At 37.8% G+C, this 19,704-nt stretch carries 22 protein-coding genes and 2 other annotated features (1 of these 24 running past the window's edge); of the genes, 17 read left to right on the top strand and 5 right to left on the bottom strand.

Annotated elements, in window-relative coordinates:
• Positions 1–86 precede the first annotated feature (86 nt).
• Both F4694_RS06565 and F4694_RS06560 read left to right on the top strand, forming a co-directional pair.
• Positions 87–869: an SDR family oxidoreductase gene (locus tag F4694_RS06565; RefSeq protein ID WP_179596110.1), complete on the top strand. Its 783-nt coding sequence runs from the start codon at positions 87–89 to the stop codon at positions 867–869.
• A gap of 99 nt (positions 870–968) precedes the next feature.
• On the top strand, positions 969–1,127 hold the full coding sequence (locus F4694_RS06560; RefSeq protein WP_179596109.1) for a hypothetical protein: 159 nt from the start codon (positions 969–971) through the stop codon (positions 1,125–1,127).
• 50 nt (positions 1,128–1,177) lie between these two features.
• Here the strand turns inward: F4694_RS06560 and F4694_RS06555 are convergent, their stop codons facing one another.
• Both F4694_RS06555 and F4694_RS06550 read right to left on the bottom strand, forming a co-directional pair.
• Positions 1,178–1,741 (bottom strand): GNAT family N-acetyltransferase, encoded by a 564-nt coding sequence (locus F4694_RS06555; protein ID WP_179596108.1) that lies wholly within the window; start codon positions 1,739–1,741, stop codon positions 1,178–1,180.
• A gap of 308 nt (positions 1,742–2,049) precedes the next feature.
• The gene (locus F4694_RS06550) at positions 2,050–3,174 is read right to left on the bottom strand and encodes an amidohydrolase (protein ID WP_179596107.1); all 1,125 of its coding nucleotides are present in this window, start codon (positions 3,172–3,174) and stop codon (positions 2,050–2,052) included.
• A gap of 174 nt (positions 3,175–3,348) precedes the next feature.
• Between F4694_RS06550 and F4694_RS06545 the strand changes: the two genes are divergently transcribed.
• From F4694_RS06545 to F4694_RS06515, 7 genes are all read left to right on the top strand, one after another.
• A complete protein-coding gene (locus F4694_RS06545; RefSeq protein ID WP_179596106.1) occupies positions 3,349–3,672 on the top strand; it encodes a DUF4870 domain-containing protein in 324 nt (107 codons plus the stop codon).
• 108 nt (positions 3,673–3,780) lie between these two features.
• Positions 3,781–3,981, top strand: coding sequence for a PLDc N-terminal domain-containing protein (locus F4694_RS06540; protein WP_179596105.1), 201 nt, complete (start codon positions 3,781–3,783; stop codon positions 3,979–3,981).
• Positions 3,981–4,889, top strand: coding sequence for an ABC transporter ATP-binding protein (locus F4694_RS06535; protein ID WP_179596104.1), 909 nt, complete (start codon positions 3,981–3,983; stop codon positions 4,887–4,889). The genes F4694_RS06540 and F4694_RS06535 overlap by 1 nt, the downstream gene beginning before the upstream one ends.
• Positions 4,886–5,665: an ABC transporter permease gene (locus tag F4694_RS06530; protein ID WP_179596103.1), complete on the top strand. Its 780-nt coding sequence runs from the start codon at positions 4,886–4,888 to the stop codon at positions 5,663–5,665. The genes F4694_RS06535 and F4694_RS06530 overlap by 4 nt, the downstream gene beginning before the upstream one ends.
• A 165-nt stretch (positions 5,666–5,830) precedes the next feature.
• A complete protein-coding gene (locus F4694_RS06525) occupies positions 5,831–6,616 on the top strand; it encodes a hypothetical protein (RefSeq protein ID WP_179596102.1) in 786 nt (261 codons plus the stop codon).
• A gap of 62 nt (positions 6,617–6,678) precedes the next feature.
• The gene (gene dapF / locus F4694_RS06520; RefSeq protein WP_179596101.1) at positions 6,679–7,659 is read left to right on the top strand and encodes a diaminopimelate epimerase; all 981 of its coding nucleotides are present in this window, start codon (positions 6,679–6,681) and stop codon (positions 7,657–7,659) included.
• A 506-nt stretch (positions 7,660–8,165) separates the two neighbouring features.
• On the top strand, positions 8,166–8,309 hold the full coding sequence (locus F4694_RS06515) for a hypothetical protein (RefSeq protein ID WP_179596100.1): 144 nt from the start codon (positions 8,166–8,168) through the stop codon (positions 8,307–8,309).
• On the opposite strand, the gene F4694_RS06510 is transcribed toward F4694_RS06515, so the two are convergent.
• Positions 8,310–10,142: a DNA ligase D gene (locus F4694_RS06510; protein WP_179596099.1), complete on the bottom strand. Its 1,833-nt coding sequence runs from the start codon at positions 10,140–10,142 to the stop codon at positions 8,310–8,312. It abuts the gene before it with no gap.
• Between the two features lie 129 nt (positions 10,143–10,271).
• Between F4694_RS06510 and ku the strand changes: the two genes are divergently transcribed.
• The 4 genes from ku to F4694_RS06490 all read left to right on the top strand — a co-directional run bounded on the left by ku (position 10,272) and on the right by F4694_RS06490 (position 13,027).
• Entirely contained in the window at positions 10,272–11,174 is a 903-nt protein-coding gene (gene ku, locus F4694_RS06505) for a non-homologous end joining protein Ku (protein WP_179596098.1), read from the top strand.
• Between the two features lie 106 nt (positions 11,175–11,280).
• Positions 11,281–12,267 (top strand): nucleoside hydrolase, encoded by a 987-nt coding sequence (locus tag F4694_RS06500; RefSeq protein WP_257029161.1) that lies wholly within the window; start codon positions 11,281–11,283, stop codon positions 12,265–12,267.
• Between the two features lie 245 nt (positions 12,268–12,512).
• A complete protein-coding gene (locus F4694_RS06495; protein ID WP_179596097.1) occupies positions 12,513–12,713 on the top strand; it encodes a cold-shock protein in 201 nt (66 codons plus the stop codon).
• A 110-nt stretch (positions 12,714–12,823) separates the two neighbouring features.
• A complete protein-coding gene (locus tag F4694_RS06490) occupies positions 12,824–13,027 on the top strand; it encodes a cold-shock protein (RefSeq protein ID WP_179596096.1) in 204 nt (67 codons plus the stop codon).
• Between the two features lie 42 nt (positions 13,028–13,069).
• On the opposite strand, the gene F4694_RS06485 is transcribed toward F4694_RS06490, so the two are convergent.
• A complete protein-coding gene (locus F4694_RS06485; protein ID WP_306458411.1) occupies positions 13,070–13,363 on the bottom strand; it encodes a DUF6509 family protein in 294 nt (97 codons plus the stop codon).
• A gap of 261 nt (positions 13,364–13,624) precedes the next feature.
• Between F4694_RS06485 and F4694_RS06480 the strand changes: the two genes are divergently transcribed.
• From F4694_RS06480 to F4694_RS32070, 4 genes are all read left to right on the top strand, one after another.
• The gene (locus F4694_RS06480; protein ID WP_257029160.1) at positions 13,625–16,018 is read left to right on the top strand and encodes a DMSO/selenate family reductase complex A subunit; all 2,394 of its coding nucleotides are present in this window, start codon (positions 13,625–13,627) and stop codon (positions 16,016–16,018) included.
• 3 nt (positions 16,019–16,021) lie between these two features.
• Entirely contained in the window at positions 16,022–16,612 is a 591-nt protein-coding gene (locus tag F4694_RS06475) for a DMSO/selenate family reductase complex B subunit (RefSeq protein ID WP_308806304.1), read from the top strand.
• Between the two features lie 30 nt (positions 16,613–16,642).
• On the top strand, positions 16,643–17,548 hold the full coding sequence (locus tag F4694_RS06470) for a 4Fe-4S dicluster domain-containing protein (RefSeq protein ID WP_179596093.1): 906 nt from the start codon (positions 16,643–16,645) through the stop codon (positions 17,546–17,548).
• A gap of 74 nt (positions 17,549–17,622) precedes the next feature.
• The gene (locus F4694_RS32070; protein ID WP_257029159.1) at positions 17,623–17,751 is read left to right on the top strand and encodes a hypothetical protein; all 129 of its coding nucleotides are present in this window, start codon (positions 17,623–17,625) and stop codon (positions 17,749–17,751) included.
• A gap of 49 nt (positions 17,752–17,800) precedes the next feature.
• On the opposite strand, the gene F4694_RS06465 is transcribed toward F4694_RS32070, so the two are convergent.
• On the bottom strand, positions 17,801–19,087 hold the full coding sequence (locus F4694_RS06465; protein WP_179596092.1) for an MFS transporter: 1,287 nt from the start codon (positions 19,085–19,087) through the stop codon (positions 17,801–17,803).
• Between the two features lie 170 nt (positions 19,088–19,257).
• Positions 19,258–19,510: a binding site (T-box leader), on the top strand.
• A 36-nt stretch (positions 19,511–19,546) separates the two neighbouring features.
• Positions 19,547–19,704: a binding site (T-box leader), on the top strand (it continues 93 nt past the right edge of the window).

The following is a 19,704-nucleotide window of genomic DNA, read 5'->3' as shown; positions in this document are numbered from 1 at the left end:
GCGTTATAAATATCTAGAAATTTGAAAATATAATTAAGCCATCCAAACATATAGTTTTAGAAAACATTATTGTGAGGTTATGGCTCGTGAAGAAAAAAACCGCTTTAATTACTGGAGGAGCTACTGGTTTAGGGAAAAAAACTGCCTGCCAGCTTGCAAAACAAGGTTATCAGCTTGCTATTAACTATCGGAACAGTAATCGAGAAGCAATACTTCTTTCAAAGGAGCTTGAAGAGAAGTTCGGAAGTAAAATTATTTGTGTTCAAGGAGATGTATCTAATCAGGCAGATTGTACACAGATAGTTGAAACAGTTATTTCTGAATTGAACTCCATCGATGTTGTCATTCATAATGCAGGACCCTATATACGTGAAAGGAAAAAAATGACGGATTACTCGTTCGATGAATGGAATTATATAATTAATGGGAACTTAAATGCTGTTTTTCATTTATCGAAAGCGATAATTCCTATGATGAGAGAGAGGCGATGGGGGAGAATCATCACAATGGGATTTGAAAGAGTGGAAACCACTCCTGGCTGGGTTTACCGTTCAGCATTTGCTGCAGCAAAAACAGGGCTGGCATCACTGACTAGAACCATAGCAATCGAAGAAGCCGCTAATGGAATAACGGCTAATATGGTTTGCCCTGGGGATATCATATCTCACTGGAAAGAGAAAGGTATCGGGGAAGCGAGCTCTAGTGAACAGGTTCCAGTAGGAAGACAGGGAACAGGGGAGGATATATCGCGAGTCATTTCATTTCTCGTTGACGAAAAGTCTGACTTTATAACCGGAAGTATCATCCCGATCACTGGAGGAGTGGATGTCCTCGGAAAAGTTTATTCTCAAAAAGGTCAGGCACAATAATGCTCCTTTTACAATTTTTTGAACTATTCTATTTTTTGGAATGATTTTTGTTCCTTTTGTGGATAATAGATGTAACACATCTATGAAAGGAGCAAAAAAATGAGTTTTAACATGAATCGTATTAATCCAAATCAAACTCAAGTATTTTTTCATGATGGTCGTTTTGAAACATTAACGAACGAGGAACTAGAAGAATTTTTGCTCCATATGGGTATTAGTGAGGTTAATTCCGGAATGGAACTAAACTTAACGGATTAATTTAAATTCTTTTTATATTAAAAAAAAGCAATCGGCTATGCCGGTTGCTTTTATGCTTCTAACAAATGTGATGGTTCCTCTTGTACAGAACCATTATTGCGCATGAGGTAGAAGGAGTATTGATCTTTTGGTATTTCATATAAATCATACACATCACCATCAGCATTCAACTGATCGTAAAGTGATTTTCTCGTTTCATTTGCCTTAACCACGTAAGGGAGTTTTTCTGCAGCCTTAATAGACCTAATATTAACTTTACGAATCCTCATAAAAATCGTTTCTATACCCAACGTATAAAAAACCTCTTGAAAAAAGGCATCCTTTGCAGGTGCGTTATAACCTTTACCGTGATAAGGCTTTCCAAGCCATGTGCCTAAAAATCCTGCATTATCTTCGATATCAAAAAGATTAATGGTTCCGATAGGGGCACCCCATTCGTCAAGAATGGTCCGCGAAATTAATTCACCGCGCTCTTCTGCTTCTATTGTTTGTTTGGTCATGAATATAAATTCTTCATAAGAAGAACATTTTTGACGCACAAAAGGGAAGACATCTGGATGCGACATAAGTTCAAATAATACATGGCTGTCTTGAAGATCTCGTTTCTTAAGCATTGAATTTCCCTCCATTGGGCAATCCGATCCCATGTCTAAAGAAGCGGCCCACCCACGAAATTTTTTATTCAGATAAACTAAAAAATTTCGGGGTGGGAATCGAACCCACTAGAACCAGGTATTACTGGTGGCGCACCATTTGCCTTCCCTATATCATTTTTTTTGCTGCAAAAATAATGTGATTTACCCCCTAGATTTTTAGGCCTTTTTCGGTTTCACTTAGAGTATCATACTAGAAAAAATAAAAAAAATAAATAGGTTTTTTGTGGTTTTTTCGTGTTTATTTATTGGCAAATTTCAACATATTTCTACTGTTCTGAGAAAACGATTTCACCGCCAATCATCGTCCATTTTGGTTTTGCTAAATAATGAAAAGGATGGTGACTCCATAAAACTAAGTCGGCATCTTTTCCTGCCTCGATGCTGCCTAATTGGTGATCTAACCGTAGGTTTCTCGCTGGCAAAATGGTAATCCCTTCTAATGCTTTTTGCTCAGAAAGACCTTCTCGAACTGCAATCCCCGCACATATATTCAAATACTGAATAGGTGTGTAGGGGTGATCAGTCGTAATCGATACTTCGACACCGTTATTTGTAAGCTCTTGATAGGTTTTCCAAGTTTTGTTTTTGAGTTCAATTTTGGATCTCCTAGTTAAGGTTGGACCAACAGATACTTTTAAATTCATTCCAGAAAACTCACTGGCAATTAAATGGCCTTCCGTACAATGCTCAATTCTTAAATCTAGGTTAAATTCCTCAGCGAGACGTAATGCAGTAATAATATCATCTGCACGATGAGCATGAATTCTAACTGGGATTTCCCTCTTTAAAGCCATAACCAGTGGTGCAACTCTAAGATTTTCTGGGTTATCTGTATGGATTGCTTTATAGAACGCTTCCCGCAGCATTCCCATTATGCCCATTCTCGTTATCGAGTCATTATTCCCCTGACTATGGATTCTTTTTGGATTTTCTCCTAATGCAAGCTTTAGACCTGCGATTTCTTGGACAATCATTTTATTTACATTTTTCCCGATTGTTTTGATAACAGATGTGGTACCGCCAATAACATTGGCACTTCCAGGCATGACATGTGCGGTGGTGATTCCGCTTTTAATTGCGTCGGAAAAGGCAGGATCTAATGGATAGACGCCGTCAATGGCCCTTATGTGTGGAGTCATTGCTTCAGCTGTTTCGTTTGCGTCATTACCAGCCCAGCCCGTCCCTTCATCATAAAGTCCTAAATGTGTATGAACATCAATGAAACCTGGCAATAAATAGAGATTAGCACAATCAATAATTTTGACATTTGTATCGGTAGGAAGATTCTTTCCCACTTTAATTATTTTTCCATTATCAATTAGAACATCACCGTTTTTTAGTGGTTCAGATGTAATGGGATAAACTGTTGCATTTTTTAAAAGAATTTTCATGAACATTAAACCTTTCTACACGCTGGTAATATTATTTTTATTATTTTATCAACTAGAGGACCCCGTTGATAGTGGAAAATAAATGATTTTTATAAAAATTATGAAACCTTTTACTCATGGCAGCGTAAGTATTAGGGAAAGATAGAAAAAATTTTCCGTTGGGGGAATCATCAAATGATAAAAAGCGAAGAAAGAATGCTTGCAGCAATTCTCTATGTTGTTAGTCTATTTTTTCCGATTATAGGTCCTCTTGTTATTTGGTTATTAAAGAAGGATGAGTCATCATTTATCAATTATCATGGAAGAGAATATTTTAACTTTTTCATATCATACACAGTTTATTCTGTAATTAGCGGCATTTTAATTTTCCTTATTGTTGGTATTTTCTTATTATGGATTTTGGGTATTATGGCCCTGGTATTTACAATCATTGCAGCAGTCAAGGCATATGAAGGAAATGAATATCGATTCCCATTAATTTTTAGAGTTATAAAATAATAAAAAATAGACCAACTAGCCCAGCAAAAAAATTTTGCTGGGTTTTGAACGTTTTTATAGTTCAAACGTCATATCAATATATAAAGCATAAAACAAGGGGGAATTCGCATGGAATTATTAGAAGGATTAAACTGGGGATTGATCGCACCATTATTTATTATCCAATTAATCTTACTAATTGTATCGTTTGTGGACTTATCACGCATTGAAAAGACCAATGGTCCGAAACTGCTTTGGGTGTTCATCATTATTTTTGTAACCATTATTGGACCTATTCTTTATTTTGTAATTGGAAGGAGAAATGATTAATGTCTCTCATCCAAATTAAAGGGTTAAAGAAGAGTTTTCAAGGTAATCAAGTCATTAAGGGGCTTGATTTTAAGCTTGAAAAGGGCAAGTGTATTGCTTTATTAGGTCCTAATGGTGCAGGTAAAACAACGACACTTCGGATGCTTTCAGGATTAATGAAACCAACTGAGGGCTCAATCTCTTTTAGCGAGGCTAAAAAGGATGGAGATATTCGCCATCTAATTGGCTACCTGCCACAGTTTCCTGTTTTTTATGACTGGATGTCAGGATTCGAATTTCTTCAATATGTAGGTAAGCTTGCTGGATTAACTAGTAAAGAGGCAAAGGAACGTTCGTTAAAACTCCTAGAACTGGTGGGGATAATCGATGCAAAAAATAGGAGAATAGGGAAATACTCTGGAGGGATGAGGCAAAGGCTTGGTATTGCACAGGCGATTATTAACCGGCCGCAGCTTGTCATCTTAGATGAACCTGTTTCTGCATTAGACCCATTTGGCAGAAGAGAAGTATTAGAACTTCTCGAAAGATTGAAAAAGGAAACCACTATTTTGTTCTCAACACATATTTTGAATGATGCAGAGGAAGTTTGTGATGAAATCATATTTTTACATAATGGAGAAATTGTGGAATCCGGAACAATGGATGATTTGCGTGAACGGCACCAACAGGCTAAGATAGACTTGATTTTCCATAGGAAAACAGAGGGGATGGAAAGGACATTTAGAACCCATAGCTTAACAAAATCTATTCTGGTAGATGGAAATCGGATTAGTGTGTTTGTTACCAATGTAGAGAGTGCCAGGAAGGAGTTCTTGAAACTGATCTACGAAAAAGAGTGGCAATTGGATAAATTTGAAGTGAGCAGTATGACCCTCGAAGATGTATTTATGAAGGTGGTGGGGAAATGAGCCAATGGATGACGTTGTTTAATAAAGAGGTTCTAGAAATGTGGAGAAATTTTAAATGGATCTGGGTTCCAATTACCTTCATCTTACTAGGTGTATCTGAGCCATTAACAAGCTATTATTTGCCGCAAATCATTAAGTCAGTTGGCGGCCTGCCGGAAGGTGCAATTTTTGAAATGCCAAAACCAACAGCAGGGGCTGTTTTAGCTTCCGGTCTTAGCCAATACTCAACATTCGGTGTGTTAGTCATTGTACTTGGAACAATGGGTATTATTGCTGGTGAAAGAAAAAATGGAGTTGCAGCAATGATCCTTGTAAAGCCGGTTTCTTACTTTTCCTATGTTACTTCTAAATGGGCTGGTAGTCTTTTGCTAGTGTGGATTTCATTATTTATTGGGTATATATCAACCTGGTATTATACGGGGCAGTTGTTTGATTGGGTACCTATTGGGGAATTTTTTCAATCGTTTGCTCTTTATGGGTTATGGCTGACGGTAATATTAACGGTTACAGTGTTTTTTAGTGCTGCTCTTTTGTCACCAGGATTGGCAGGATTTATCTCTTTGGCGCTTGCGCTGATAGTAAGTATCCTTAGCGGTGCACTTTCACACTTACTAGAATGGAGCCCTTCGCAATTAACTAGTTATGCAGGTGCTTTGCTTACAGGAGGAAAACTTCCTAGTGATACAATGCCTGCAAGTTTAACAGCGCTCTTGCTTATCGTCCTCTTTTTATGGTTTAGTGTGTTCCTATTTAAGAAAAAAGAGCTTGCCGCTTAATTAGTTGAATTGGGATGAGAATAGGGAATAATAATGAAGAGGCCAGTCAATTGGCCTCTTTTTTTTATTAATTTTTAAGAGATTATATAAAGAAAAACTCCTATCATTTTTTTTATCCAAGTTTAATAGAATAAATATAAGAGGGGCAGATAAGGAGTTTTCAAGATGAAAATACATGAATTTTACCGTGGCAGTGCCAATATTACCTTAAATGGAAGCATAGCAGCACTCGTGCCTGCAGTAATCATCGCAGTTGGAAATCTATATTATTTTCATAACAATCACATTATGCTATTTACAATACCCTTTGTGGTTTACAGTTTTATTAGTTTTCAAATCTACCTGTATAGACGGAAACAGGCTATTTCAATCGATAGAAATATGTCTCACTCGACTAGCTATTATCAAAGTTTATTTTCAGTGAGATACCTGTTGGTTCTTTACATGAACCAGCAAGAATCAATTGTACATCTTTTCTATCCTGATGGACATCAGGCAGGAATGATAAAGAAATATAAGCAAAAGGGGTTTTTTCTGTTTAGAAAAGCAAGAATTTATGCACTTTATAATAGCCAAAATCAAGCGGTTGGATTTTATAAAATAAAAAAATCAACATCATTAGTTATTGAAGCCTATGATCAAAACAAGAGATATTTAGGCTGCTATGAAAAAGAAAGAGTATCCTGGGTGAAAATAAAGAAAGAAATGTTGGATGAGTCAGGGGAATCTATTGGCTCTGTTGAGGGTTCAGGATATTTTATGGATGAACGGATTTTTAATAAGACGAGGCAGCAGGTTGGTCAGCTGAGAAGGGGATGGATGCCAGTTGAGTGGGAAGGTCGATTTCCGGAACCTAATACACCAGTACTTTCGCTATCTGAAAACTTATCAGAAAAGGACAAGCTTATAAGGATGTCTTTTTTAATTGATGAATATTTTATTGAGAGATAAGGTAGTGTCATTCTCCGTGAATATTTGATAGAATAAGTTAAAAAAATGCGGAGGTTTTGGCAGTGCAGATTGAACTAATTAAAGGTCATGGATCAGGAAATGATTTTCTCTTAATTGATGAAATAACGAATTCGTATTCTTTTTCAGAACATGAAAGAGCGAAGATTGCTACATTGTTATGTGATCGAAATTCTGAATTAGGGGCAGACGGTATTCTTTTTATCATGAATAGTGATCATGCTGATGGAAGAATGCGGGTTTTTAATACGGACGGTTCAGAAGCTTCAATGTGCGGAAACGGTCTGCGGTTAGTTGCTCGATATGTTTGTGAAATGAAGGGGCTAAATGAAGCGATTATTGAAACCATGAAGGCGGATTTAAAGGTGAGTAAACAACAGGATATCTATCCGAATGTGACAACTTACCAAGTAGAAATCTCACCGGTTTCATTCTTTTTGGAAGACTTGCCATTGAAATTAGATCAACCTAATTTACTAAATGAAAAAATCCCAGAGCTTTCACAGGAGTTAACATTTTCTGCGCTTGCAGTACCTAATCCGCATTTAATCTCGGTGGTAAATACGGAACAATTGCAATCCGGAGTGCAAAAAGAGATAAGCGAGAAGGTAAATAATCCAAATGAGCTATTCCTTGACGGTGTGAACGTCAGCTTTGTTAAGTCTTTGGCAGAGGGAAGTATTTATGTAAACACCTTTGAACGAGGGGTAGGTTTCACAAATGCCTGTGGAACTGCAATGTCAGCATCTTCATTGGTAACATGTCTGCAAGGACTGAATAACGTGGAAGAGATTATTAATGTTTTTAATAACGGCGGAAGAGTCCAATGTGTAGTACATGAAAATGATGAAAACTATAGCATTGATTTAATTGGTAATGCAACGTACATGTACCAGGCACAGGTTGATGTTGATCTAGAACGCGAAGGCTTTTCTGTGAGTTCGAAAGAAGAATTTACTGAGCAGTCAACCTATGAGAAACTTCAAGCTGACGCGCAAGAGTATCTTCAAAAAGCAGGTTTGTAATAATTTTTTATTTGAAGGTCACATAGAGAGATTCTATGTGACCTTTATTATTTATTTAACCATGTAGACAGTCTGAAGTGACCAAAGAGCATGAAGAAAAAGCATTTGGGTCAATGCAGGCGGCCTGGAGTGACCGAAGAGTATGAAGAAAAAGCATTTGGGTCAATGCAGGCGGCCTGGAGTGACCAAAGAGTATGAAGAAAAAGCATTTGGGTCAATGCAGGCCGCCTGAAGTGACCGAAGAGTATGAAGAAAAAGCATTTGGGTCAATGCAGGCGGCCTGGAGTGACCGGAGAGTATGAAGAAAAAGCATTTGGGTCAATGCAGGCGGCCTGGAGTGACCGAAGAGTATGGAGAAAAAGCATTTGGGTCAATGCAGGCGGCCTGGAGTGACCGAAGAGCATGAAGAAAAAGCATTTGGGTCAATGCAGGCAGCCTGGAGTGACCGGAGAGTATGAAGAAAAAGCATTTGGGTCAATGCAGGCAGCCTGGAGTGACCAAAGAGCATGAAGAAAAAGCATTTGGGTCAATGCAGGCAGTCTGGAATGACCGAAGAGTATGAAGAAAAAGCATTTGGGTCAATGCAGGCAGCCTGGAATGACCGAAATCAAATTAGAACAAGAGAACGGTCACTTTACCAAGTCAGCTGACTATTTTTTAGCATTCAACACTTCCAACACCGGTCCAAAGGACTGAATCGATTTGGTTTGAAAATAATTTTTAAACGGGTCACCTTGTTTCCTAAGCCGAAGTAATGCATTTTGCATGTTAAAGTTTATTGGATCCAGATTATAATCCACTTCTTCCCAATATAGCGGGGTAGCAACGCCTGCATGTTCATTTCCCCTCATGGAGTATGGAGCAACTATGGTTTTTCCTTCACTATGCTGGACATAGTCAACGTATAACCTGTTACCGCGATTCTTTTTCATTCTCTCCGTTGTGAACGAATCTGGGTCCTTCGAAATCAAATAATCTGCTATAAAGCTTGTGAACAACCGTGTATCTTCAAAGGTAAATACGTCCTCCGGCAAAGGCAAATAAACCTGCAACCCTTTATTTCCGGATGTTTTAATAAATCCAATTAGATTTAATTGATCGAGAACCTCCTTAATTAACAAAGCCGCTTTAACGGCCAAGTGAAAGTCTTCCTTTGAGGGAGGGTCTAAATCAAAAACAATTTCACTGGGGCCCTTACTGTAAATCGTTTGAAATGGAATATGGTATTCAATTGCTAACTGATTTCCGAGCCATATAAGTGTTTTTAGGTTGTTACAAACAATATAATCAATTCCTTCGGATACATGTGTCTTTACAAAATCAGGTGCATAGTCTGGACAATTTTTTTGATAAAAAGGCTCACCGAACATTCCGTGTGGATAACGAATGACTGTTAATAGCCGATTTTCTAAAAAAGGCAGCATGTACGGCGATACTTCCCGTAGATACAAAATGAAATCAGCCTTTTGAATGTCATGGTTTTTCCAAAGTGGTTTATCGGGGTGAGTAATATCCAAATCCTCCGGTAAATTTTTTTGCTTAAAGATAAACTGTTCGTATGTACATTCAGTCGGTTTTAGATCAAAACGAAAGCGATGAAAGTGCGGTTCGCGCAGCTGACTTTCGTAAAGCTCTAAATATTTAACCTCCAAACAAATAGCAGGCTCAACATATATAAATTGATGATCTTCACTAACCATATTCTGTTTAATCGTACTTTGAAGAGCTTGCTTTTCATCCGGTTTAAAGCCAAACAGGACTTGACCGATTCCCTGAATTGTTCCTTCTTTATACACTCCAACGTAAAAGTATCCATTTGTCTTTTCAAGAGCTGTAATAAAACAAGAGACATATTTCCAATTTTTATATTTTAACCATTGTAAGGATCTCTTTCCTTCCTCCCATAGGCTGTTTTTCTGTTTTGCAATAATCCCTTCACCATCGTGAAGAACAACGTTTTCCCATAATCTTGAAAAATCTTTATGGGCCTTAACTAGCTGCAGCAAATTATTACTATAGGGATCTGCTTCTAGTGGGAAATTAAGCTGGTTAAAAAGTTCGCTGAGCCTTGCCTTCCGTTCGTGAAATGTTTTCGAATGTTGAGGTTTGCCTGCCAATACAAGGATATCAAAGACCATTAGACGACATGGAGATTTAGCAGCTTGTTCAGCAATTCTTTTAGCAGCTTTTGTCCTTCCGCGGATTTGAATTGCCGAGAAGTTAGCCTTATAGGGATTTTCAAGAAAAACAAGCTCGCCATCCAGTTGCAGAGGAAGAAACGGTTGAAAAAGTTTCTCTAGAGGCTCGAGAAAATCTTTTATTTCTGGGAATTGTGGAAGCAATGGCTTATCATTCCTGCTGGTTAATGTAATCCCATTCTTATCCCAATTTAATATCGCCCGAAATCCATCATATTTAACCTCGTACAGCCAATCCGGTTGAAGTGTTAGATCGAAAGTTAGTGTTGGCAGCATCGGTTTCATTGATTTAATTCCTCTCTTTTTTCTTTATTTTGTTTCAAATCACGATGATTCATCCTTTACCAAATGTTTTTAGGAATTTCTTTAAAAGGAAAACCCACAATAATAGTAAAAAGATTGGAGACCTACACTATGCATACGATGTGGAAAGGCAGTATTAGTTTTGGGCTTGTAAATATCCCAATCAAGCTTCATACTGCCACTGAGGATAAAGACATTAAGCTTCGGACTTTGCATAATAAATGCCATGCCCCGATTAAATATGAAAAAATTTGCACTGTATGTGAGCAGGAAGTAAAACCTGAGGATATTGTGAAAGCATACGAATATACAAAAGGGAAATTTGTCGTCCTGGATCAGGAGGACCTTGAAAAACTTCGGAAGGAAAACGAAGAAAAAGCAGTTGAGATCATTGATTTTGTCAAAATGGAAGAAATCGATCCTATATATTTTGACCGAAGTTATTATATGTCCCCTAATGAAGGGGGCGGTAAGGCATATTCCTTGCTTCGAAAAGCTCTTCAGGAATCACAAAAGGTTGGAATAGCCAAAATTATTATTCGCTCAAAAGAGCAAATGGCAGTGATTCGTGTGTATGAGAATACACTGGTTATGGAGACGATTCATTTTCCAGACGAGGTTCGCCGTGCTGGAGACGTTCCCAATGTCCCAGCTGACGATAAGGTCACCGAAAAAGAATTAGCTACCGCGATTATGTTGATTGATCAATTAACAACTGAATTTGAACCTGAAAAATATACAGATGAATACCGTACAGCATTATTAGAGTTAATCGAGGCAAAACGTACAGGACAAGAAACAGTCACTCCAACAGCTAAAGAGACACCATCAAACGTTACCGATCTAATGGCTGCACTTCAGGCTTCTATTGATCGGACAAAGCCTAAGAGTGAGGGGACCGGAAGAAAAGAACCGGCATTAAAAAAGGAATCCGCAATAAAGAGGGAAACCACAGCGAAGAAGCCTGCAGCTCCAAGGAAAAAAGCTGCTCCGAAAGTAAAAAAAGAAGCATAAGTAAAAAACCGATTCGACAATTTCGAGTCGGTTTTTTAAGACATCTCCGTATATGAGAAAGTACTTTGAATCAAATTTATCGCATAGTATTATGGGAGAATTAAAAATGAAGATGTGCGGGGGAGATGCCATGGCTTATAATGTGCTTTTGTTTACGGATCCGGGAATTGATGATTCCTTTGCAATAATGTATGCATTATTAAATCCAGACATTAATCTTGTCGGTATTGTCAGTGGATATGGAAATACTCCGAAAGAGCAATCAATAAAGAATACAGCCTATTTAATTGATTTAGCTGGGAGGGAGGATATACCGATCATTGCTGGAGCAGCTGGACCATTATCTGGTGAACCTGTTCAATTTTATCCTGGAATTCATGGACCGGAGGGACTTGGCCCAATCAAGCCGCCTGAATCCCTTCAAAAAGTAGAGGTCCATGACATTAATAAAATCCTAGAGATTATTAATGAATATAAAGACAATATTATTATCGTCAATGTTGGCAGATTGACAGAATTAGCTTTAATGTTCATCCTGTACGGGAACAATGCTTTAAAGAATGTAAATGCTTTTTATATAATGGGCGGTGCTTTCTTAGTTCCTGGGAATATTTCGGCAGAAGCAGAAGCCAACTTCTATTCCGATTCCATTGCGTCAAATATAGTGATGGAAAAAGCACATAATATATATTTATATCCCTTAAATATTACGAATAAAGCTATTATAACACCAGATGTTATCGATTTTCTTAGTGAAAACAGCCCAACACCATTTAGACCATTATTAAAACCTGCATTTGATTATTATTTTAAGGCTTATCAAAAAAATGTACCAGGGATTAAAGGTGCTCCTTTACATGATGTTGTCCCACTTATGGCGTTAACGAATCCTGAATTTGTAAAGTATATTCCTAAAAGGGTAAGAGTAGAGGAATTTGGAAACGCCAAAGGGAAAAGTATCGCTGATTTTCGTCCCAAACCCGATCCAGAGCCCCCTGAAACATTAGATTATATCGGTATGGAAGCTGACATCCAAAAGTTTGTCATAAACTTTATGGAAGTCTTTTTAAAAGGGGATTATGAAAAAAATTAATTATCCTGCGAATTTTTATAGTTAGTGGCTTGGTAGTATGCTATACTGTAAATTTAATTGACTTTCAGAGTAATAAATAGTATAATGAAGGTACGCTTTTAAGTTCGTCTAAATATTTTTTGGTTTAAGTAGTCGTAACTGCACGATCTGTGGGTGATGTCTATTACCCAGTGGTGTATTACGACTTTTTGATTTATTAAATGGTTATGTACTTAAAGTGAACAAAATCGTTGGGGGTTCTATTAATGAGTAACGGTAAAGTAAAATGGTTTAATGCAGAAAAAGGATTTGGATTTATTGAAGCTGATGGCGGTCAAGACGTATTCGTACACTTTTCTGCTATCCAAACAGAAGGTTTCAAAACTTTAGAAGAAGGTCAAGCAGTGTCTTTTGAAATCGTTGAAGGTGCTCGTGGACCACAAGCTGCTAACGTAGTTAAAGCTTAATTCATGAAAAATAAAAAGGTGGTGCAATGATCCGGCATCACCTTTTTATCTTTATAAAAGATGTTTCAAAGTGTCCAACAGTCTTGCAAAAAGTACAAGGGGTGATCATTTTGGCGTTTGGTAGAAGAAATGATGAAGAAGTAAAGCTTGAAGAAACTAAAATTTGGGAATGTAATTCAGATAATTGTAAATGCTGGATTCGTGACAATTTTAAGAGCACTGAAGTGCCCCTCTGTCCAATATGCAAAAGTGAAATGAGCCTTAATACGAAAGAATTACAGGTCATTCATAATCATAGTAAAAACTTTATGTAATAACCATAAGAAAAAAGCAGGGGGTAATTCCTCTGCTTTTTCTTATGAATCAATGTTTTCCTTACAATAATTAAACACCGTTAATTCCTCGTCTTCTTCAAGAGCAAAGTCTAAAACCTTTTCTGAACCTCTTTCATAGAGATGATAGTGTGAAATTCTAGGTCCCTTTTCATCTATTACTAACAATACCTTAATTCCAACACCTTTTTCCGTGTAGAGTTCATCTTCTTCATCCACTTCTATTTCAAGAAAAAATTCATAGCGGTCACCCGATAATAATCCAAATGGATCTACTAGTTTTTCAACTGTATGACCAGTTATATTCAATGATATCATCCTTTACAAAATAGTTTCTTTTTTATTATATACATAATTCGTGATTAACTAGAAACAAATGACACTTTTCGCCCCATAATTGTTATCAAAATATGGATAATTATTATGAAATAAGTGTGAACGATGTGAAATTTAATATTTATTTAATAACTATAAAGTAAAATTGAATTATAAAGAGTACAAGTTGGGAAATAGAGGTAGAAACTGCACTCTATAATTGTGAATGTTTTCACAATAAAAAGAAAGAGGGGGTAAAAATCAATGTCTAAAGACAATCCTGTAAGGAGTTTACTGGCCAATAAAATGCAGCGTAGAACATTCTTGAAATGGTCGGGGGCAATTGGTGTCCCAGTGATCGCTGGCGGTGTAGGAACTAAATTATTGATTGACAAGCAAAAAGAAGAAAACGTTGCAAGTGCCAGTGATTGGGATAAGGTTGTATCGACTTGTAGTATTAATAATTGTGGAGGACGCTGTGTTATAAAGGCATACGTAAAGGATGGTGTAGTGGTACGTGTAGCAACCGACACTCAAGAAAGTGGTGATCCAAGCATCCCTCCACTTAGAGCATGTGTACGAGGACGAAACTATCGAAATTTGCTTTATCACCCTGACCGTCTTAAGTATCCAATGAAACGGGTAGGAAAACGGGGCGAAGGTAAATTTGAAAGAATTTCATGGGAAGAAGCAATCAATACCATTGCCTCTGAGATTAAACGAATTGGTGATACATATGGCCCGGAATCAAGATATGTCAATTATGCATCTGGACAAAGCTGGGGGCTTCATGGGGGTAGAAATAGTGCAAGAAAGGTATTAGCACTAACTGGAGGCTACTTAAATTACCGGAATGACTACAGTTCCGGTGCAGGAAATGTGGCAACGCCATATACCTATGGAACGAACAATTCAGGTTCTAGCTTTGATTCCTTATTGCATTCTAAGTACATTATCCTTTGGGGACAGAACCCTTCAGAAATGATATTTTCGACTCCATATCGTGAGTATTTAATGCAAGCAAAGAAAAACGGGGCAAAAATTATTCTCATTGACCCTCGGTATACCGATACTGCCATTACTTATGCCGATGAGTGGATCCCGATTAAACCAACAACTGATAATGCGATGATGGATGCAATGGGCTATGTGATTGTAACCGAAAAATTACATGATCAAACATTCCTTGATAAGTACTGTGTAGGATTTGATGGTGACCATATGCCTGACGGTATTGCAAAGGAAGAGTCAGTAAAGAGCTATTTATTAGGTGAAAAAGATGGAGTGGCTAAAACACCAGAATGGGCAGAAAAAATCTGTGGAGTGCCTGCAGAAAAAATCCGTGAGATTGCCAGAAATTACGCAACTATTAAGCCCGCAGCCCTTATTCAAGGCTGGGCAGCACAAAGGCAGGCATATGGTGAACAATTTATGCGCGGCGGTGCACAGCTTGCGTGTATTACAGGGAATGTAGGTAAACTAGGCGGCTGGGCAGCTGGTACTGGATACTGGAGCCGTGCAGATATTGTTTATCCATTTAAAGTGGAAAATCCGGTTAAGGCTTCTATTCCTTGTTTCCTATGGACAAAGGTTGTTGAACAAGGCACAGAGATGACAGCAGCAGACGGTCTTCAAGGAACAGATAAATTAACAACAAATATTAAAATGATTTTTAATATGGCAGGGAATATGCTGGTTAACCAGCACGCTGATATTAATAAAACGACAAGTCTGTTAGAGGATGAAAGCAAAGTAGAATTTATCTGTGTCAGCGATCTTTTTATGACCCCAAGCGCAAAATATGCAGATATTGTTCTTCCTGGCACAACCTTTTTTGAAAGATACGATATAGGGGTGCCGTGGTGTTTTGGTGATTACGTCGTTTTTGGTGATAAAACGATTGATCCGCTTTATGAATGTCGAAATGAATATGATGTATTTGCAGAAGTGGCAGAAAAATTAGGGATTAAGGAGCAATTTACCGAAGGCAGGTCAATACTGGATCTGGTAAAAGAAAGTATTAAAAGAACACGTGAAGAGCTTGATCCAAGCTTCCCAACATTTGAAGAGTTCAGGGAAAAAGGTGTTCACCATTTTAAATTTGATGAACCGCTTGTTGGTTTCAAAGCGCAAATTGATGACCAAGAAAACAATCCTTTTGAAACACCTTCAGGCAAAATTGAATTATTTTCTAAAGCACTGTGGGATATGAAACAGCATGAAGAGATACCAGCGATTGCGAAATATATACCTTCATGGGAAGGACCGGAAGATCCATTAATTGAGAAGTACCCACTACAGCTCATTAGCTGGCATTATAAGCGAAGATGTCATTCCACTTATGATAACATGCCGTGGCTTGAGGAAGCAGCGAAACAAGAAATGTGGTTAAATCCTAAAGACGCCGAAAAGCGTGGAATCATGGATGGAGATAGAGTTCAAGTATTTAACGAGCGGGGAAGCTTGTATATTGATGTGAAGGTAACAACTCGAATCACTCCTGGAGTGGCTGGAATTCCACAAGGTGCATGGTATACACCTGACAAAACAGGCGTAGACCAAAGGGGATCTGTAAATGTGTTAACTTCACAACGACCTACGCCTTTGGCAAAATCAAATCCGCAATTAACAAACCTTGTTGAAGTGAAAAAAGCGTAAGGAGTGATTATTTTGGGCCAAATAGGATTCTACATTAACCAAAGTATCTGTCAAGGCTGTAAGGCATGTAGTGTAGCATGTAAAGATAAAAATAATATAGAAGTAGGGATAAACTTCCGTAGAGTTTATACAAAAGAAGAAGGCTCCTATCTGCTGCAGCCGAATGGCGGGATCGTCCAAAACGTGAAATCGTATTATTTCTCGATTGCTTGTAATCATTGCGAACAGCCGGCTTGTTTATTAAACTGTCCGACAGGTGCCATTACGAAGAGTGATGAAAATGGGGTCGTAACTATAGATCAGGAGATTTGTGCAGGGACTCAACTATGTGTTAAGGCTTGTCCTTACGGTGGACCACAGTACGATAAAGAGACTTTTAAATCCAATAAATGCAATTTTTGTATGGACCTTCAGGAAAAAGGAGAAGACCCGGTTTGTGTCGCAACATGTCCATTAGGAGCCATTGAATTTGGTCCAATAGAAGAGCTTCGTAAAAAATATGGAGATATTAGGCAAATTAAAGGAATGCCAAGTCCGACCATTACAAAACCAAGCATTGTCATTACTCCCCACCGTAACGCAAAATTAGTTTAAATAGAATGCAAAAAAAGAGTGGGTGAAGAGATGTCAATCCTCGTAAATTGGCTGGAAAGCCTGCATAAAGAAATGAAAGTCACAGCTAAATGTTCGAGAGTGAGGAACAAAAAATCTACTTGCCGTTATTGTATGGAAAAATGTAAGCACAATGCTATCGAATTAAACGGCGAATTACTCATCATCGATACAAAAAAGTGTACTCTATGTGGGGAGTGCATGATTGCTTGTCCGTCGTCAGCCATCGAAGGGGTTGCGAGTAACCGTAACTTTGAAAAAGGAAGCTTAATCTTTGATAAAAGCTACACACCTTCATTGAAAGAATTGCTAATTTATAAAAAAAGAGGAATGACATCGATTCAAATTTCTGATCAAGCATTGAATCAAGAATGGGAAAAAGTATTAGTGGATACAAATAAACGATTAAAATTACTTGATGAAAGCCCAATTACTGTTACAGAAAAGGTAAGGGATGAAGTGCTCTCACGAAGAGCCTTCTTTGGATCATTTCAAAGAGAAGGAAAGCAGCTCGCTAAAAGGATGGCTCCTGTCGCATGGAAAATGGAGCAAGATGATTGGAAGATAACGAAATATTTTCCGAACTATCAATTTTACAGTGTGGAAATAAATCCGTATGAATGTACACTTTGCCAGACCTGCTTTTCACTTTGTGGGGAAGTAGTATTCAAATTAATGGACGGCAAGCTCCTAATTAAAGCCGAGTGGTGTGTAAATTGTACATCTTGTAGAGATGTCTGTCCTGAAGAAGCAATTAAGATCCAACCAGAAATAAAAAGAAAAAATGAACAGTATGAATTTGTTCATTCGAAGACTTGTAAAGACTGTGGCCATACTTTTTACACCTTTGATAAAGAAACTGAGAAATGTCATATGTGTAAAAATAGAGATCCTGATTGGTTAAGTCCGTACGAATAAATTTTCATCCGCTTTATCTGAATGATATTGTACCATTTGGATAAATTAAAGCCATCTTGAGATAGGTGGTGAGAATGTTGACAAAACGGAATATAAAAACGAAATCAGGACTGCAAACTGCAAAAAGTATAACGAACTCAGAGTTTGCTAATGAAATGACTCCACAAAATAAAAAGGCAAAGAAAGAAAAGCCTCACACATAATAGGTAGTGAATTTGGATGAGCGCTGGGGAAGCCCCAGCGCTCATTTTTTTAGTTTTGACTTTTGGCTCCCGGTTTTATGGCGATCAAAGCAACAAAAGCTGCAATCATACTGAGACCACTTAGTGTAATAAAAATCCAGTGAGTTGCTTGTTTCATTAACAAGGCAATAATCGGAGGGCCCGCTGCTACTCCGATAAATCTCATTGAGCTGTAAATGGATGAAATGGTTCCACGCTCTTCCTTCTCAATCCCTTCAGTGATTAAGGCGTCAAGACATGGAAGACCAATTCCGATGCCAACTCCGGCTATTAAAAACATAGTAAGCATGAACCAGAGCTTAATCGAAAACCATAGAGCCAGAATAGCCACTGCTGCTGCAATAATTCCGCCGAAGGTGAGCCATTTCATTAGGACTTTATTTTTTTTGATCGTCTTTCCTGCTATAAATGAGGCTAAACAAAGTGCACCAAGCGGCAATGCTAAGAACAAACCTTTTTTCAGATCTTTAATCCCATATTTTGTTTCAAATATTTCCGAAAGGTAAAATAGTATACCAAATAGTACTAACATCAAGATTCCACCAATAAAAAAGATAGCGTATAGCCATTTCCCTTTTTCAGTAAAGGTTTTCTTTACATTTGTAAAAAATTGTTTAAAAGGGATTGGTTTTTTTCGAGACTTTGGACTCTTTACTAAAAGCATTACCATGATGACCGAAATCGTACAAAAGACTGGAAACGAAAAGAATGGTAAAAACCAAATAAATCCTGCTAGCAATGAACCCAAAATCGGGCTTAGAACCTTTCCAAATGTATTAGAGGTTTCAATTAAACCTAGACAACTGCTTACATCATCTTCATCTTTGAACATATCACCAACCAGAGGGAGTACAATAGGCATAGCTCCAGCTGCTCCAACCCCTTGGAGGGCCCGTCCGACTAATATTGCCCAATAGGCATTTTCCAACTTCCAAGCGGCCCATCCTGAAATTAAACCGCCAATTCCTGCGATAATAAGACTTGGAATAATTACTTTCTTTCTTCCAATATGATCTGATATATACCCTGCAACAGGGATTAAGAAAATTGCAACTATTGAATAGACCGTTATAATCATACTCGTTTGGAACGCTGTGATGGATAATTCCTTTTCCATTGAGGGTAGTACTGGTATCAACATGGAATTACCTAGGGTCATCACTAAAGGAATAGATGACAATGAGAGTATTGCCCACTTTTGTTTGGAAAGTTCACCTGATTTTTTCTTTTTTCCAGCTGAAGAGGATTTATTTCTCACAGCCTCTGAACTCGGGCATAATCGTTCAATATGATCCATTTTTCTTCTATCCCGCCTTCATTATGATGTGCTAACGTTAATATTGACATCTTTAATTTAAAATAACTATCAAACAACAATCCTTTAAATGGAATATCCTTAAATTGAATTTTCTAATAATTTTTTGTTGACATAATGCTTTAAAATGGTTTAATATAAAAATCAATAAAGGCAGGGCATTGATGAAGAGTAGTAACTTTTACGGATTCTTTAGAGAGCTGATGGGTGGTGCAAATCAGTGTAGACGTATTAGTGAATGGACTTCGGAGTCTCCAAACCGAACCTCCTATAGGGTCAGTAGGCTTTGGCGAAATCCTCATCGTTACAAGAGGCAGATATTCAAGCATATAATTGCTTCGATATCGGTAAAGTGAGCTGATTTTTGGCTAATTAAGGTGGCACCACGGGTCTTCCGTCCTTTTTGGATGGGAGGCCCTTTTTGTTTTTAATTTCATAACAAAGAAATCGTTGATCAAGAGGAGTACGCTTATTTTATTCTTTTCAGAGAGCCGGGGAAGGTGAGAGCCCGGTAAGAATGGATTTGTGGAATGGACTTGTGAGAGGCTGCCTGAACAAAAGTAGGGCCGCACGGAGTTCCACCGTTAAAAGGATAGGAT

The organism is Neobacillus driksii (assembly GCF_013409995.1).
GTDB classification, from domain to species: domain Bacteria; phylum Bacillota; class Bacilli; order Bacillales; family Cytobacillaceae; genus Neobacillus; species Neobacillus driksii.
The sequence above is the reverse complement of the archived record's forward strand: the minus strand, read 5'-3'. Positions and strand labels throughout refer to the sequence as shown.

Coding starts and splice junctions, on each gene's coding strand:
- F4694_RS06560 (WP_179596109.1), top strand. CDS start 969: ATGAGTTTTAACATGAATCGTATTAATCCAAATCAAACTCAAGTATTT.
- F4694_RS06555 (WP_179596108.1), bottom strand. CDS start 1,741: ATGCTTAAGAAACGAGATCTTCAAGACAGCCATGTATTATTTGAACTT.
- F4694_RS06550 (WP_179596107.1), bottom strand. CDS start 3,174: ATGAAAATTCTTTTAAAAAATGCAACAGTTTATCCCATTACATCTGAA.
- F4694_RS06545 (WP_179596106.1), top strand. CDS start 3,349: ATGATAAAAAGCGAAGAAAGAATGCTTGCAGCAATTCTCTATGTTGTT.
- F4694_RS06540 (WP_179596105.1), top strand. CDS start 3,781: ATGGAATTATTAGAAGGATTAAACTGGGGATTGATCGCACCATTATTT.
- F4694_RS06535 (WP_179596104.1), top strand. CDS start 3,981: ATGTCTCTCATCCAAATTAAAGGGTTAAAGAAGAGTTTTCAAGGTAAT.
- F4694_RS06530 (WP_179596103.1), top strand. CDS start 4,886: ATGAGCCAATGGATGACGTTGTTTAATAAAGAGGTTCTAGAAATGTGG.
- F4694_RS06525 (WP_179596102.1), top strand. CDS start 5,831: ATGAAAATACATGAATTTTACCGTGGCAGTGCCAATATTACCTTAAAT.
- F4694_RS06515 (WP_179596100.1), top strand. CDS start 8,166: ATGAAGAAAAAGCATTTGGGTCAATGCAGGCAGTCTGGAATGACCGAA.
- F4694_RS06510 (WP_179596099.1), bottom strand. CDS start 10,142: ATGAAACCGATGCTGCCAACACTAACTTTCGATCTAACACTTCAACCG.
- ku (WP_179596098.1), top strand. CDS start 10,272: ATGCATACGATGTGGAAAGGCAGTATTAGTTTTGGGCTTGTAAATATC.
- F4694_RS06500 (WP_257029161.1), top strand. CDS start 11,281: ATGAAGATGTGCGGGGGAGATGCCATGGCTTATAATGTGCTTTTGTTT.
- F4694_RS06495 (WP_179596097.1), top strand. CDS start 12,513: ATGAGTAACGGTAAAGTAAAATGGTTTAATGCAGAAAAAGGATTTGGA.
- F4694_RS06485 (WP_306458411.1), bottom strand. CDS start 13,363: ATGATATCATTGAATATAACTGGTCATACAGTTGAAAAACTAGTAGAT.
- F4694_RS06480 (WP_257029160.1), top strand. CDS start 13,625: ATGTCTAAAGACAATCCTGTAAGGAGTTTACTGGCCAATAAAATGCAG.
- F4694_RS06470 (WP_179596093.1), top strand. CDS start 16,643: ATGTCAATCCTCGTAAATTGGCTGGAAAGCCTGCATAAAGAAATGAAA.
- F4694_RS32070 (WP_257029159.1), top strand. CDS start 17,623: ATGTTGACAAAACGGAATATAAAAACGAAATCAGGACTGCAAACTGCA.
- F4694_RS06465 (WP_179596092.1), bottom strand. CDS start 19,087: ATGGATCATATTGAACGATTATGCCCGAGTTCAGAGGCTGTGAGAAAT.